The organism is unidentified bacterial endosymbiont (assembly GCF_918797525.1).
Lineage (GTDB): Bacteria > Pseudomonadota > Gammaproteobacteria > Enterobacterales > Enterobacteriaceae > Enterobacter.
The window spans coordinates 2,922,978-2,937,702 of sequence record NZ_OU963893.1; the positions used below are offsets into that span (position 1 = coordinate 2,922,978).

The window sequence follows — 14,725 nt, forward strand, 5'->3', positions numbered from 1 at the left end:
TCCCGGATTTTTACGTTATGTCAGATCGCGACACGCTTTTTTCCGCGCCAATCGCCAGCCTGGGCGACTGGACCTTTGATGAACGGGTAGCCGAAGTCTTCCCGGATATGATCCAGCGTTCTGTTCCCGGTTATTCCAACATTATCTCTATGATCGGCATGCTGGCGGAGCGCTTTGTTCAACCCGGCACGCAGGTGTATGACCTGGGCTGTTCACTTGGTGCGGCAACGCTGTCGGTGCGTCGTAACATTCATCATGATGGCTGCAACATCGTTGCGGTGGATAACTCCCCGGCCATGGTCGAACGCTGCCGCCGCCACATAGACGCGTATAAAGCGCCGACGCCGGTTGAAGTTGTTGAAGGCGATATCCGTAATATCGACATCAAAAACGCCTCAATGGTGGTACTGAATTTTACCCTGCAGTTCCTGGAACCTGTAGATCGTCAGCGATTGCTGGATAAAATTTATAAAGGTCTCAACCCGGGCGGCGCGCTGGTGTTATCTGAAAAGTTTAGCTTTGAAGATGCCAGGGTGGGTGAGCTGCTGTTTAATATGCACCACGATTTCAAACGTGCGAACGGCTATAGCGAGCTGGAGATCAGCCAAAAACGCAGCATGCTTGAAAACGTGATGTTGACGGACTCCGTAGAAGTGCATAAAGCGCGCCTGCGTCAATCCGGGTTCCAGCACAGCGAACTGTGGTTCCAGTGCTTCAACTTTGGCTCCCTGGTGGCGCTGAAAGCTGAGGATGCGCAATGATTGAGTTCAGCAATTTTTATCAGCTGATTGCGAAAAATCATCTCTCCCACTGGCTCGAAACGCTGCCTGCGCAGATCGCCACCTGGCAACGGGATCAGCAGCATGGTTTGTTAAAACAGTGGTCAAATGCGGTGGAGTTCCTGCCCGAACAATCGCCTTATCGCCTGGATCTGCTGCACAGCGTAACGGCGCAGAGTGAGACTCCACTTTCTGCAGGCCAGACAAACCGCATTGAGACGCTGCTGCGTAACCTGATGCCGTGGCGGAAAGGTCCGTTTTCGCTGTACGGGGTGGATATCAACACCGAATGGCGCTCCGACTGGAAATGGGATCGCGTTCTGCCACATCTCTCCGATCTCACCGGGCGGACTGTTCTGGACGTTGGCTGCGGCAGCGGCTATCACATGTGGCGCATGATTGGCGCCGGTGCGCATCTGGCGGTGGGTATTGACCCGATGCAGCTGTTCCTCTGTCAGTTTGAAGCGGTACGAAAATTACTCGGCAACGATCGGCGCGCGCACCTGCTGCCGCTGGGCATTGAGCAACTGCCCGCGTTAAAATCTTTTGATACGGTGTTCTCAATGGGCGTGCTGTACCACCGTCGCTCCCCGCTGGAGCATCTGTGGCAACTGAAAGATCAGTTGGTCAGCGGCGGTGAACTGGTGCTGGAAACTCTGGTAATCGAAGGCGATGAGAATGCTGTTCTGGTGCCTGGCGATCGCTACGCGCAGATGCGTAACGTGTTCTTCATCCCTTCCGCGCTGGCGCTGAAAAATTGGCTGGCGAAGTGCGGGTTTGTGGATGTGCGTATTGCGGACGTGTGCGTAACCTCGACGGAAGAACAACGTCGCACCGACTGGATGATCACCGAATCACTGGAGCAGTTCCTCGATCCGGCCGACCACAGCAAAACCATCGAAGGCTATCCGGCGCCGATGCGTGCGGTGTTGATCGCCACGAAGCCGTAGTTTCCCCTCAGCCCTATGGGGGAAGGTTAGGGAGAGGGGAATAAAAAAAGGCCCCTGTTGAAATTGCAGGGGCCTGGTACAAGCAAGCATCATATTGGGCGACATGATGCGCGGTAAAATCGGTACGTTGCTACACGTGGTAATGCTCAATCATCGATTTCATTACCGCAACCGACTCTCCATCTACACCGTAGCGTGAGTACTCATCCGCTTTGGCATCCGTCGACATTGACAACCCTGTATTGCGATAACGCATGGGTGAAGGTATCCATTGTCCCGCAGAGCTGTGGAGCTCCTCTACCCCGGCGTTTAAAAACAGTTCCAGATTGCTGGCGCGTACTCCTGCGCCTGCCATAACTTTTATGGCACCGGAATGTGCTTTTAGTTCCATAATTATTTGCAGACCTTTTTCAGCGCAGGGCTGTTGACCCGATGTCAGGATGCGCGCCACGCCAAGTTCCATAAGCATATCAACAGCCTGAAAAGGATTTCTGCACATATCAAAGGCGCGATGAAACGTTACGTCCATCCCTTTTGCCGCGTGCATTACCTGACACATACGTGGCAAATCGACATTGCCGTCCTCATCAAGTAAGCCGATGACCAGACCGGGAAAACCGAGCGCCCCAACACGGGCGATATCCTCAAGCATGGCGCTGAACTCGCCGGCCGTGTAGCAAAAATCACCGCCGCGGGGACGAATAATCGGGTGTACAGGCACGGTGACGGCCTCCCGAGCAGATTTCAGCACTCCATACGAGGGCGTAAGCCCGCCTTCTTTCGGTGCCGCACACAGTTCGATACGGTCAGCCCCTCGCTGTTGCGCCGTCACGGCACACTCCACGCTGTAACAACAAATCTCCAGCAGCGCCATCACATCCTCCTTCAATCGACTTAATGAACCATCATGACACGCTAACCGCTCGCCTGCTTCGCGCGCCGTCACAACGCTTACGCTTCACTGGCCACGATCTGTTCGATTGTCCATGGATGAAATTTCACCGTCACCTGCCCATCAGTCACGGCCAGCGTCGGGTTAGGCAACCGTTCACGTTCACCTTTCGGCGAACTTGTTTTCACAAAAATGCCGGGCTTGCTCAATCCTTCGTCGGATAACAGCGCCAGCGCGCGGGCATTCAGGGTTTCTGGCTCGCCCGGCAGCACGATCTCAATATGTTCCCAGCCTTCATGGGGGTAGCGTTTTTCCCCCGGCCACGGCAGTTCGACAATGGTGAACTGCCAGTGGGCGACGCAGACCGGTTCATGTAATTTAAACAGGCAAATAGGTCGCCCGTTAATGATATTTTCTGAAAGCAGCACACCGCACTGTTCAAAGCCTTGACGCCAGCGCTCGGCCGTGGAATTTTGATGGCAGCGCAAGGAGATGTGATCGGCCTCATGCGGCGCGATATCCAGACCGAGACGGGTGGCAAGTTCGGTGAACGCTCGGGTGAAGCGCGGTAAATCTGCGGAAAGATCATGCAATTCGTTAATGGAGCGCCAGTTCGCCATGTTTAGCCTCTTATCGTGTCGCCAGGCCGCTAATTTACTCTGTTGGCCCCTTTCAACCAACCGCAGAATGGCGGTTTTTGCTACTGCATGATTATGCATCCCTTCTTCGCCTGGATTCTGAGCAATCTTCCCGGCCCGCAATGCTGACGCCAGGAGGCATTTGCAGTATACTCCCGCCCTAAATTCTTTAACTGGTGCGGGCAGTTGTCAGCCCGTATCGAAAACGTAAGGTATCCAGGTGAATATTCAGGCTCTTCTCATTGAAAAAGTCAGTCAGGCACTGATTGCCGCAGGTGCGCCTGCGGATTGCGAACCGCAGGTTCGTCAATCAGCGAAAGTACAGTTTGGCGACTATCAGGCTAATGGCGTGATGGCAGTAGCGAAAAAACTGGGCATGCCGCCGCGACAACTGGCTGAGCAGGTACTGACGCATCTGGACCTCACCGGCATTGCCAGTAAAACTGAAATCGCCGGTCCGGGCTTCATCAATATTTTCCTGGAGCCTGCGTTCCTGGCAAGCCACGTTGACGCCGCGCTGAAGTCTGACCGCCTGGGCGTTTCTCAGCCAGAAGCCCAAACCGTAGTCATTGATTACTCAGCCCCTAACGTAGCGAAAGAGATGCACGTAGGCCATCTGCGTTCCACCATCATCGGGGATGCGTCTGTTCGCACACTGGAATTTCTCGGACATAAGGTGATCCGCGCTAACCACGTGGGTGACTGGGGTACGCAGTTCGGTATGCTGATTGCTTACCTGGAAAAACAGCAGCAGGAAAACGCGGGCGAAATGGCGCTGGCGGACCTGGAAGGTTTTTACCGCGAAGCGAAAAAGCATTACGACGAAGATGACGTTTTTGCCGAGCGCGCACGCAGCTACGTGGTAAAACTGCAGGGCGGCGACAGGTACTTCCTGGAAATGTGGCGCAAGCTGGTCGACATTACCATGTCCCAGAACCAGTTGACCTATAACCGTCTTAACGTCACCCTCACCCGCGACGACGTTATGGGTGAAAGCCTGTACAACCCAATGTTGCCGGGCATTGTGGCAGACCTGAAAGCTAAAGGTCTGGCGGTAGAGAGCGAAGGTGCAACGGTGGTGTTTCTTGATGAATACAAAAACAAGGAAGGCGAACCGATGGGCGTGATCATCCAGAAAAAGGATGGCGGCTATCTCTACACCACTACCGATATCGCCTGTGCGAAATATCGCTTCGAGACCCTGCATGCTGACCGCGTGCTCTATTACATCGACTCCCGTCAGCACCAGCACCTGATGCAGGCATGGACCATTGTACGTAAAGCTGGCTATGTACCGGATTCCGTGCCGCTGGAACACCATATGTTCGGGATGATGCTGGGGAAAGATGGTAAACCGTTCAAAACCCGTGCGGGCGGTACCGTGAAGCTTTCTGATCTGCTGGACGAAGCGCTGGAACGCGCCCGTCGTCTGGTCGCAGAGAAGAACCCGGATATGCCAGCCGACGAACTGGAAAAACTGGCCAACGCCGTGGGGATCGGCGCGGTGAAATATGCCGACCTCTCCAAAAGCCGTACGACCGATTACATCTTCGACTGGGACAACATGCTGGCGTTTGAAGGCAATACCGCGCCTTACATGCAGTATGCCTACACCCGCGTGCTCTCCGTGTTCCGTAAAGCGAATATCGACGAAAGCGTGCTGGCGAATGCGGCCGTAACCCTAACTGAAGATCGTGAAGCCCAGCTGGCGGCGCGTTTGCTGCAGTTTGAAGAGACACTGACGGTAGTCGCGCGTGACGGTACACCACATGTGATGTGTGCTTACCTGTACGATTTGGCGGGTCTGTTCTCTGTCTTCTACGAGCATTGCCCAATTTTGTCTGCGCAAAGCGAGGCGGTACGCAATAGCCGCCTGAAGCTGGCGCAACTGACGGCCAGGACCCTGAAGCTGGGTCTGGATACCCTGGGTATCGAAACCGTAGAACGGATGTAATAAAAAGTCCGCCTCACTGAGGCGGACAGCCTTCCTAAAACGCGTGTTACTCTGCTAGCAGAACTTCATAATCCTCTACGTCCCACTCTTTACCCTGGTAGCTAATGCTGCAGCCCTTTCTCAGATGCGTGCCTGCCTTACCGATAAACAATCCGTTCGGGAATTTTGCGCGCGCAACATAGAGTAATCTGCCGTCGGCTTCGCGCCCCGCCTGCATTGCGTTATGGGGAATATCGCGACCGTTGACCCGAACCCATTTTACTGGCCCGACGTATAACTCGAACTCACGACAAACATGCTCTTCACCGTCGTATGGAATATGGGCGCCAAATCCATAGACCAGCTTGCCCGGATGAACACCTCCATTGTATTTTGCACGGATAATAAATAATGGAATAGGTTTGCTGGTGCCAGGCGCTTTATTTTCATAACCTGCAACCGGAGAATCCAGAGCAATACAAACGTCAGTAGATGATTTCCACATGATAACATTCCTTATTAGACTGCGATTTTACTCAGGCAAACGACAATCGTTAGATATCCGAAATAGAATGAACAGAAATTTCATTCTCCAGATTTTGATAAATAACGACTTTAGTAAGTGTTGTCTGCGCACCAGGATAGACAAGGCGCTTCGTTGCAATAAAGATATGCAACTGCCCTGCCACGAGCTGATTCCCCACGTAAAGCAAAGGGAAACACTCAATGCCAACGGTGTCAGCGAAAGCGCGTTCAAAAATACCTGACTGCTCCGCAGACATCTTTTCAGCTTGCTTATTTACGGCTGGGTTAATATTAATACCGCCCGGAATATCATTCATATTACCTCTCCCTGTATATACTTAAGAATTATCTTAACGCGGTCTAAAAATACGAAATAAGCGTGTAATATTATGTGCTCAGCATCACATTTTTATCTCTATTACAAAATTAACCCTTAAATACATTCACAAGATAAATATACTATGGGGAATCATTCCCTGAATAACTAAAAAAAAAGCCTCTATGAAAGAGGCTTTAAATTTGAAATTTTAGGTCACTCAGAAATATTTGCGTAGATACTCCGTCAAACACAGGATCGCCATCGCCTGACCATAGGGCATCGAGGTGAGCGGGATCTGGCGATAAAACGCCAGATTACTTCCCATCCCTGTACCGAACGACGTTTGCAACAACTCCCCTTCCGCCGAGATGTTTTTCACAATACCGCGAATCGCTTTATCGGCAACGTGTGCATACGCTTCCCCAACATAGCGCTTGCGTACCGCTTTCAGAATACCGTATGCAAATCCGGCGGTTGCCGACGCTTCCAGATAAGAGTTCGGATCGTCAAGCAGGGTATGCCACAGGCCGCTCTCATCCTGACATTTTGCGAGGGCCGCAATCTGTGCATTGAGCACCTGCACCAGATAGCGCCGCACGGCGTTATTTTCCGGCAGATCGACCAGCTCCAGGAAGTCCGGGATCACAATAGTCAGCCAGCTATTGCCGCGCGCCCAGCGGGCATTGGCAAAGTTGTGATTGCCCTCGTAGTTCCAGCCGTGGAACCACAGCCCTGTTTCACGGTCCATCAGGTTTTGGACATGCAGCAGGAACTGATAAACGGCTTCCTCAATGTATTCGGGCTTGTTCAACAGCTTGCCAATTTTGGCGAGCGGCAGCACTGTCATCATCAGCGTATCGTCCCACATCTGCTGATGGTTCTCTTCCGCCAGAGTAATATGCTGCATGCCGCCGTGATCGGTCCGCGGCATCTCGACCATCGCCCACTCAGCCCAACTCTCCAGCCACGGCAGCCAGGCGGGGTTTTTGGTTTCTTCGTAACGACAGGCGAGCGTCAGAAACGGAGACATCGTATTGACGTTTTTGGTGGTCGCGCCTTCGGTAAAACGATCGGCGAACCAGTTATCAATAATGTCTCGCATGCCCTCGTCGCCGGTCTGGCAATAATACTGCCAGATGCCGTATAAACCGACGCCATGCGTCCACTCCCATCCGGCCCAGCCCTTGGTGTCGATCACCCGTCCGTCGTCCAGCCGCAGCAAAAATTCACCCGTTTTGTCGTGAATGTTGACCAGGTTATGCGTCACCTTCTGAATCAGCGATTTAAGCTCATCCCTGGCGATAAAGCGCTCCGGCTGACGCAGTAACGGGCTATGTTTGACAGGCCAAACTTTCATAATCTTAACCTCTGTTGTATGTCGAATTCAGTACCGCCGGTTCCTTCAGCGAAGGCGCCGCGGGTTTATTGCGATTGAGATAACCAATGTTGTTATTGCCCCACAGCGACGCATACGGCATACCGGCCAGCATTTCGACGGTTGCGCGGGCCTGCGGCGTCGCACTTTCTGGAATGGCGCGGCCAGACTCACGCATTTTTGCCGTCTCTTCACGCAGCGTACTGTGGGTTTGTAGATTGAGTTTGAAACGCAGGGAGACCAGGAAACCACAGAACAATACCGCTATAGTGCCTACGCTCAGGATCAGCAGAATGGTGTGGCTCACCTCTGCGGGCTGAATTTTTTGACCGCTCACAAAGCCGGACAACTGCATCACAATCCCCACCAACATCACCGCCCCCGCCTGAGAGGCTTTACGCGTCAGGGTCATGATGCCAGCAAAGATCCCTTCGCGGCGCTGGCCGGTGATCACTTCGTCTACGTCAGCAATATAGGTGTAAGTGTTCCACGGCACATAGTTAATACCGCCGCGGCCCAGGCCAGCGACTGCAGAGACCAGCAACAGCAGCGAGTAGATATCACTCAGGCCGGCATAATAGAGTAAGGCGTAAGAAAGTGAAGCCAGACCGAACAACACGACCACCAGGCGGTAGGACGGCGCAGGCCCAAAGCGAATGCAGAGCGGCATCATGGCAATAACCGCCACGAACTGGAAGATGGCCATAGTGCCCAGCAGGTTGGACGCCATAGAGGCTTCCTGCATTAACACGAAGACCACGTAGTAGGTAAACACGGCGTTGAAAACGTCCTGCGCGATGTAACCGCCCAGGTACATGCCGAGGTGCTGGCGAAAAATTCGAATGCGCAATGTCGAGCTTAACTCGATAACCAGGCGGTTGAGGCTCTGCCCCAGCGTCAGTTTTTTCTTTTCCTCTTCGGCACGCAGCGCGGCTTCAGTCCACTCTTCACGCGGACGCTCCCAGGTAAAGAACCAGACGAAGATCAGCATCAACGCGCACAGAATCGAGAAGACCAGGCTCGCATAAAAGAAGGAGACCGCGTTGTCTTTGCCGAAGTGCGTGAGCAGGATCCCCGGCAGGAATGAGGCCAGAATCGCCGACATCTGGGCCATGGAAATACGCGCCCCGGAGAATTTGGTCTTCTGCCTGAAGTCATCGGTCATTTCCGGCACCAGCGTTTCATACGGCACCAGAATCATGGTGTATACCACATCGAAGACCAGATAGGTCAGCAGGTAGTACCAGAAACTCATGTCTCCGACCCACATCAGGGAATAGCTGAACACGCACGGAATACCCAGCAGAATGAAGAATTTGCGTCGGCCAAAGCGCTTGCCAGGCCAGGTGCTGCCAAAGTTATCGGTCATAAAGCCCATCAATGGGCTGACAACGGCATCCAGCACCCTTGCCGCAGCAAAGATGAAGGTTGCCTCAATAGGCGAGAGTCCGCAGAAGGTGGTGTAGAAGTAGAGCAGCCAGGCCGCCGTCAGGGCGGTCGTTCCCGCACCGAGGAAATCGCCTGACCCGTATGCAAGGTAGTTTGCGAGTCCGATTTTACGTGTTTTCATTGCCGTCAACCCTAATAAGTTTTAGGAGACTCCCTGTAAGCAAACCTCATCCGGGAGTTTTTACACGGCTACAGTAAAATTATCGCACTGTTGATACCTTTCTGTTTCTGCCATCGCAAAGTGGCCGATGGCAAAAATGCAAAGAGTGTCGCTACGCGTGTCACTGATTTATAAAACAGCGTTTCTTTTGTATCAAAAGGCGTAGTCAATTTTGCGAGCCAGCCTTCAGAATTGCCTGACGACTGGCCAAAAGGCAGGCGGTTAGCGGTAGTTAACGATGACAGCGTTGCTCTGAACTTTCAGCGCCGGGATCAGCCTTCCTCCGCCCGGCACTTCCCAGATAAAACGCAAAGGCTCCAGCGCAGGCACACCATTAAGTCCCTGGGTGGTGCCATTTTCGCCTTCGATTTCGGTGCATCGGGTTTGGGAGCAGAGGCGCACCCGCAGTCCGGCAGGCGTTGGACCAATCAATTTATAGTTCCAGACCACCAGCGTCATAAGCCCGGAAACCGGCTCTGCCGGTGACAATGGCCGGGAGGAGATCGCCACTCCGCGATTGCTGAGCGTCACCCCGATGCTGCTGGCTTGCCATGTCCCTTCGCCAGCGGCCTGAGCCGCCAGCGGTAAAAATACGATCCATAGCCATTTGCGCATTATTTCCCTCCAATGGTGGCCGTCATGCGTATATGGCGATTGTCCGACAGTTCCATGTTCGACAGCACCACCAGTTGGCTCAGACTGCGGCGCAGGAAGCGTGACAGCAGCGGTCGCAGCGCATGGTTAACCAGCAGAACCGGCGGCGCGCCCAGCATTTCCTGACGCGCCAGCGCTTCCTGCGTTTGCGCCAACAGGCGATCGGCCAGGCCTGGCTCCAGACCGCCCCCGCCCTGCAGCGCCTGCAACAACAGACGCTCAAGCGGAGTATCCAGCCCAATCACCTGTACTTCTCCGGTCCCCGGGAACCATTGCTGGGTGATGGCCCGGCCCAGCGCCACGCGCACCACCGCCGTCAGTTCATGCGGATCGTTTTGCAGCGGGGCATGCTCGGCCAGCGTCTCCAGAATGGTACGCATGTCGCGAATCGGGACTTTTTCATCGAGCAAGTTTTGCAGCACCTTGTGCAGCGTCGTAAGCGTTACCACGCCAGGCACCAGATCTTCCGTCAGCTTCGGCATCTCCTGCGTCACACGGTCGAGCAGTTGTTGGGCTTCCTGGCGGCCAAAGAGCTCTGCGGAGAACTGACCAATCAGATGATTCAGGTGCGTTGCGACCACGGTACTGGCTTCGACCACGGTATAGCCCTGAATTTGCGCCTGCTCTTTCAGCGCGCTCTCGATCCAGATTGCCGCCAGACCAAACGCCGGATCGACAGTTTGCTCGCCCGGCAACGTGCCTGCGGCGGTGCCTGGGTTAATCGCCAGCCAACGGCCCGGGTAGGCATCCCCGCTGCCAATTTCCACTCCTTTCATCAGAATGCGGTAACGCGCAGGCGGAAGATCCATGTTGTCACGGATGTGAACCACCGGCGGTAGAAAGCCCATATCCTGGGCGAATTTTTTACGAATACTGCGGATACGGCCCAGCAGTTCGCCATCCTGCTGGAAATCCACCATCGGGATCAGGCGATACCCCACTTCCATTCCGAGGGAATCTTCCAGTTGCACATCGTTCCAGGTCGCTTCTACCGCCTGGGTATTTTCCGGCATTTTCACCGGCGCAGGCTCAGCGACCGGTTTCATCTCCCGCCCGCGCATCCACCAGGCAAGCCCCAGCAATGCTGCGGTGAACAGCAGAAACACCAGGTTTGGCATGCCCGGCACCAGGCCGAGCAGCCCCAGCACAGCCGCGGACAGCAACATCACGCGCGGGTTGCTGAAGAGCTGGCCGACCATCTGCTCGCCGACGTCCTGATCGGTGCTGACGCGCGTAACGATAACACCGGCGGCGGTGGAAATAACCAGCGCCGGGATTTGCGCGACCAGGCCGTCACCGATGGTCAACAGCGTGTAGCTTTCCGCCGCATGCCCCATGTCCATGCCATGCTGCAGTACGCCTACCAGCAGGCCACCCACCACGTTGATCACCATGATGAGGATCCCGGCGATGGCATCCCCGCGCACAAACTTACTCGCCCCGTCCATCGAGCCGTAGAAGTCTGCTTCCTGAGTCACTTCTGCCCGGCGTTTTTTGGCTTCATCTTCGGCAATCAGCCCGGCGTTCAGGTCGGCATCAATGGCCATCTGCTTACCCGGCATCCCGTCCAGCACGAAGCGTGCGCCCACTTCCGCAATACGTCCGGCACCTTTGGTAATAACCATAAAGTTGATGATAACGAGGATAACAAACACCACGATACCGATGGCAAAGTTTCCGCCCACCAGGAAGTGGCCGAAGGCCTCAACCACTTTACCTGCCGCCGCCGCGCCGGTATGGCCTTCCATCAAAATGATACGCGTAGAGGCGACGTTAAGCGCCAGCCGCAGTAGGGTGGTGAACAACAAAATGGTCGGAAACGCCGCGAACTCCAGCGTACGCTGGGTAAACATCGCCACCAGCAGCACCATGATGGAGAGTGCTATATTAAAAGTGAAAAGCAGGTCGAGGATGAACGCCGGCAGCGGCAGTACCATCATCGACAAAATCAGCAGGATGAGGATCGGCCCGGCCATAATCTGCCATTGTGTCGATTTCATGTTGCTCGGCAGGCGCAACATTGCCACCAGATTAGCCATCAGTGTCCTTCTCGTTCAAAAAATCCAGCGCTTCAGGCACCGGAAGGTTTTCAGGTTTTACAGGTCGTTGTCCACCGGCTAAACGCCAGCGTTTCAGTTGCCATACCCAGGCCAGGACTTCCGCCACTGCGGCATAAAGTTGACCTGGAATTTGCTGTCCGATTTCCGCATGGCGATATAAAGCACGCGCCAGCGGAGGTGCTTCAAGGATTGGAACGCGATTTTCGTTAGCCACTTCACGGATGCGAAGCGCAATCAGCCCCGCCCCTTTCGCCACAACTTTTGGCGCGCTCATTTTGTTTTCGTCATACTGAAGCGCAACGGAATAGTGCGTCGGGTTGGTCACGATAATGTCGGCTTTGGGTACATCTTCCATCATCCTTTGACGGGCAGCCGCGTGCTGCATCTGCCGGATCCGCCCTTTGACGTGCGGATCACCTTCCATCTGCTTATATTCATCGCGAATGTCCTGGCGCGACATACGCAATTTTTTGAAATGGCTATAAAGCTGGAAGATAACATCGAAGCCCACCATCGGTATCATGCTTAGCACCACCAGCAGCGAACAGAGCCCAATCAGATCCATGGCGTTGCTCATCGCGCTAAGCGGCGATTCGCTAATAAGGCGCATCATTTCCGGCCAGTTGCGCCACAGATAAAACCCTGCGGCACTGCCCATCAGCGTGGTTTTCAGGACGGCCTTAACCAGCTCGGCGCCGGTCTGGGCGGAAAACATCTTCGCAATGCCGGGAAACGGGTTGAGTTTGGAAAATTTTGGCTGTAGCGATTTGCCGCTAAACACCAGACCACCGAGCATAACGGGCGACATGATAGCGACCAGCACCACACCCACGATCAGCGGCAGTAAGGCGAGCATTGCCCCTTTTAGCAGCAAAATGATTTGTCCGAGGATCAGATTGGGGTCATTCACCATGCTGTGGTCAAAGCGCAGCCCGGCAGAGAGCATCCTCGCCAGCCTGCGGGCGAGCGACTCCCCACCCAGCCAGATAATGCACACGCCCACCACAAGTATCAGCAGGGATGTCAGTTCTCTGGAACGGGGGATCTGCCCCTCCTCACGCGCTTTTTCAAGTCGATGGGGGGTGGGGGATTCTGTTTTGTCGTCGTTCTCTTCTGCCACGATGCCTGCGCCAGCCTGGTTAGTCAGGGGTATCATGCCAGAAACAGGAACATTCAATGGGCGGAAAAGGCTCTATAACTCACCGTTTTTACCTGGTTTACGCTTAAGCGGTCTTTTTCATACACCGTATTTTTTCAGAAAAGTGCCCGCTTGTTACGTTCCCGCCTAAAGGTGTTAACGCGTTGTGGATTAATAAACCTGTGACTACAAGTAATAAACATTACTATTACGATAATAGCGCGCACAGGCTAAAAACATTCTTAATACATATATTAATCAATGAAAAGATCATTCTGATTAATCAAATAAAAGCATTCATATAATAAATATGCACCATCACCTGAAAAATTCATTCCCCTGCCCTTTTCGACTAATAATTTCTGTGTATACTCCCCACGGTTCAACATTAGACAGCACCTATCCAAAAATATTCATTAGACCGTTATTTACTCAAGGACACTATTTATGAAACTTACCAAAACACTGGTAGCCAGTTTTATTCTTAGCATCGCTTCTGCTGGCGCATTAGCGGCTGAAATGAATGCCGGCACGATTCATTTCACAGGACAGATTATTGAACCAAGCTGTACTATCGAAGGCGATGACGGTACAGATAGCACCGTATTACTGGGGACGTATCCCAACTCGTTATTTACTGAAGTTGGTAAAGAGAGCGACTTAATTCCCTTTACCATTACGCTTTCAGAGTGTCCGGTAAAAAGCGATGGCTTGCCTTCCATACAGTTAACCTTCAACGCAACCACAGCGCTTACGGGCACAACAACTTTAATGGACGTCAGCAAAATTACCACTGAGGGGGAGACGGCTGCGACAGGGATTGGCATCGCCGTCAGCCCGGAAGGGGACAATACCGGTTTAATTGCCTTTGATGGCAGTGAGGATCAGGTAAAGATTAAGCTCCCGACGCTCAAAAACGATCAAATTTATGCTAATTTTAATGCGCGCTATAAATCCTTTGCGACCCAAGTCACCGCTGGCCCGGCTGATGCTGATATGACGATTAATATTCTCTACCGCTAATGCGCTGTAAGATTATTCACAACCTGCATATTTAGCGAAAAAGAATAACCTTTAGAAATAGACAATAGAATAGTCCGTTCAAGCCCGGATTATTCTATTTTGTTTTACAACCCCAACAGCAGGCCTACCATGCGTAAATTATCGCAAGCAGTAGTATACCTCTCGCTATTAACCCCTGTACTGAGCCATAGCGCGGGTATTCAGATTGGGCGAACACGTATTATTTATCACGCCGAAAAAAAAGAAATTGCGCTCCCACTGGTCAATAAAGATAAGGCCCTACCCTGGCTTATCCAGTCCTGGACTGACACCGGCGATGAAAAAACGCGAGGGCCTTTTATTGTCACTCCACCACTTTTTCGCCTGGATGCCCAAAAAGAGCAAAGTCTGCGCGTTGCCTGGAATGGTTCCGCGCTGCCCGAAGATCGTGAATCGCTGTTTTATATGAATATCCGCACCATCCCAGCGACCGCGAAAGATGACAGCGATAAAAACATGCTGCGACTTAATTATAAGACGCGCCTGAAACTGTTCTGGCGCCCTTCCGGGCTGGCAGGAACGCCCGGCGAGACGTGTAAAAACCTGCGTTTCAGCCGGGATAGTAATGCCGTAACCGTCATCAACAACGGGGCATTTTACAGCGTGTTTGACAGCCTGCTGCTCGACAATACCGTACTGCCAAAGGCGGACATGGTCGCCCCGTTCTCCCGGGTTTCTGTTCCGCTCCCAGGGAACACAGCAGGTTCTCAGATTAGCTGGCGTTGTATCACTGATTATGGAAACGCGTCTGAAAAATACACATCCACACTGATTCAGGAATAATTCAACAA

Annotated in this window: 14 protein-coding genes; 5 read left to right on the forward strand and 9 right to left on the reverse strand. The window is 53.3% G+C overall.

The window, feature by feature from the left end:
- Positions 1-17 precede the first annotated feature (17 nt).
- Positions 18-761 (forward strand): carboxy-S-adenosyl-L-methionine synthase CmoA, encoded by a 744-nt coding sequence (cmoA, locus tag NL510_RS13945; RefSeq protein WP_253377735.1) that lies wholly within the window; start codon positions 18-20, stop codon positions 759-761.
- The gene (gene cmoB, locus NL510_RS13950; protein WP_253377736.1) at positions 758-1,729 is read left to right on the forward strand and encodes a tRNA 5-methoxyuridine(34)/uridine 5-oxyacetic acid(34) synthase CmoB; all 972 of its coding nucleotides are present in this window, start codon (positions 758-760) and stop codon (positions 1,727-1,729) included. Before cmoA ends, cmoB begins: the two co-directional genes overlap by 4 nt.
- Positions 1,730-1,859: 130 nt before the next feature.
- Here cmoB and cutC read toward each other — a convergent pair whose 3' ends face one another.
- Together cutC and NL510_RS13960 are read right to left on the reverse strand one after the other, a co-directional pair.
- The gene (gene cutC, locus NL510_RS13955) at positions 1,860-2,603 is read right to left on the reverse strand and encodes a copper homeostasis protein CutC (RefSeq protein WP_253377737.1); all 744 of its coding nucleotides are present in this window, start codon (positions 2,601-2,603) and stop codon (positions 1,860-1,862) included.
- 77 nt (positions 2,604-2,680) lie between these two features.
- The gene (locus tag NL510_RS13960; protein ID WP_253384922.1) at positions 2,681-3,241 is read right to left on the reverse strand and encodes a VOC family protein; all 561 of its coding nucleotides are present in this window, start codon (positions 3,239-3,241) and stop codon (positions 2,681-2,683) included.
- A gap of 238 nt (positions 3,242-3,479) precedes the next feature.
- Between NL510_RS13960 and argS the strand changes: the two genes are divergently transcribed.
- Entirely contained in the window at positions 3,480-5,213 is a 1,734-nt protein-coding gene (gene argS, locus NL510_RS13965; RefSeq protein ID WP_253377738.1) for an arginine--tRNA ligase, read from the forward strand.
- Positions 5,214-5,259: 46 nt separating this feature from the next.
- On the opposite strand, the gene NL510_RS13970 is transcribed toward argS, so the two are convergent.
- The 7 genes from NL510_RS13970 to flhB form a co-directional block, all read right to left on the reverse strand.
- The gene (locus NL510_RS13970; RefSeq protein WP_253377739.1) at positions 5,260-5,697 is read right to left on the reverse strand and encodes a DUF3421 domain-containing protein; all 438 of its coding nucleotides are present in this window, start codon (positions 5,695-5,697) and stop codon (positions 5,260-5,262) included.
- 49 nt (positions 5,698-5,746) lie between these two features.
- Positions 5,747-6,034 (reverse strand): hypothetical protein, encoded by a 288-nt coding sequence (locus NL510_RS13975; RefSeq protein WP_253377740.1) that lies wholly within the window; start codon positions 6,032-6,034, stop codon positions 5,747-5,749.
- A 219-nt stretch (positions 6,035-6,253) separates the two neighbouring features.
- Positions 6,254-7,393, reverse strand: a complete 1,140-nt coding sequence (gene bglB / locus NL510_RS13980; protein WP_253377741.1) for a beta-galactosidase BglB — start codon at positions 7,391-7,393, stop codon at positions 6,254-6,256.
- Between the two features lie 4 nt (positions 7,394-7,397).
- Entirely contained in the window at positions 7,398-8,981 is a 1,584-nt protein-coding gene (locus NL510_RS13985; protein WP_253377742.1) for an MFS transporter, read from the reverse strand.
- Positions 8,982-9,242: 261 nt separating this feature from the next.
- Complete coding sequence (gene flhE, locus NL510_RS13990; RefSeq protein ID WP_253377743.1) at positions 9,243-9,635, reverse strand: flagellar protein FlhE; 393 nt, start codon at positions 9,633-9,635, stop codon at positions 9,243-9,245.
- Positions 9,635-11,713 carry a flagellar biosynthesis protein FlhA gene (gene flhA, locus NL510_RS13995; protein ID WP_253377744.1) on the reverse strand — a complete coding sequence of 693 codons (2,079 nt, stop codon included), beginning with the start codon at positions 11,711-11,713 and terminating at the stop codon, positions 9,635-9,637. The genes flhE and flhA overlap by 1 nt, the downstream gene beginning before the upstream one ends.
- Positions 11,706-12,890, reverse strand: a complete 1,185-nt coding sequence (gene flhB, locus NL510_RS14000) for a flagellar biosynthesis protein FlhB (RefSeq protein ID WP_436298289.1) — start codon at positions 12,888-12,890, stop codon at positions 11,706-11,708. Before flhB ends, flhA begins: the two co-directional genes overlap by 8 nt.
- A 429-nt stretch (positions 12,891-13,319) precedes the next feature.
- On the opposite strand from flhB, the gene NL510_RS14005 reads away from it, so the two are divergent.
- Positions 13,320-13,895, forward strand: coding sequence for a fimbrial protein (locus NL510_RS14005; protein WP_253377745.1), 576 nt, complete (start codon positions 13,320-13,322; stop codon positions 13,893-13,895).
- A 129-nt stretch (positions 13,896-14,024) separates the two neighbouring features.
- A complete protein-coding gene (locus NL510_RS14010; protein WP_253377746.1) occupies positions 14,025-14,717 on the forward strand; it encodes a fimbrial biogenesis chaperone in 693 nt (230 codons plus the stop codon).
- The last annotated feature ends 8 nt before the right edge of the window (positions 14,718-14,725 follow it).

Bases quoted from the DNA above. Each gene is read 5' to 3' on its own strand.
- cmoA (WP_253377735.1), top strand. From the start codon at position 18: ATGTCAGATCGCGACACGCTTTTTTCCGCGCCAATCGCCAGCCTGGGC.
- cmoB (WP_253377736.1), top strand. From the start codon at position 758: ATGATTGAGTTCAGCAATTTTTATCAGCTGATTGCGAAAAATCATCTC.
- cutC (WP_253377737.1), bottom strand. From the start codon at position 2,603: ATGGCGCTGCTGGAGATTTGTTGTTACAGCGTGGAGTGTGCCGTGACG.
- NL510_RS13960 (WP_253384922.1), bottom strand. From the start codon at position 3,241: ATGGCGAACTGGCGCTCCATTAACGAATTGCATGATCTTTCCGCAGAT.
- NL510_RS13970 (WP_253377739.1), bottom strand. From the start codon at position 5,697: ATGTGGAAATCATCTACTGACGTTTGTATTGCTCTGGATTCTCCGGTT.
- NL510_RS13975 (WP_253377740.1), bottom strand. From the start codon at position 6,034: ATGAATGATATTCCGGGCGGTATTAATATTAACCCAGCCGTAAATAAG.
- bglB (WP_253377741.1), bottom strand. From the start codon at position 7,393: ATGAAAGTTTGGCCTGTCAAACATAGCCCGTTACTGCGTCAGCCGGAG.
- NL510_RS13985 (WP_253377742.1), bottom strand. From the start codon at position 8,981: ATGAAAACACGTAAAATCGGACTCGCAAACTACCTTGCATACGGGTCA.
- flhE (WP_253377743.1), bottom strand. From the start codon at position 9,635: ATGCGCAAATGGCTATGGATCGTATTTTTACCGCTGGCGGCTCAGGCC.
- flhA (WP_253377744.1), bottom strand. From the start codon at position 11,713: ATGGCTAATCTGGTGGCAATGTTGCGCCTGCCGAGCAACATGAAATCG.
- flhB (WP_436298289.1), bottom strand. From the start codon at position 12,890: ATGATACCCCTGACTAACCAGGCTGGCGCAGGCATCGTGGCAGAAGAG.
- NL510_RS14005 (WP_253377745.1), top strand. From the start codon at position 13,320: ATGAAACTTACCAAAACACTGGTAGCCAGTTTTATTCTTAGCATCGCT.
- NL510_RS14010 (WP_253377746.1), top strand. From the start codon at position 14,025: ATGCGTAAATTATCGCAAGCAGTAGTATACCTCTCGCTATTAACCCCT.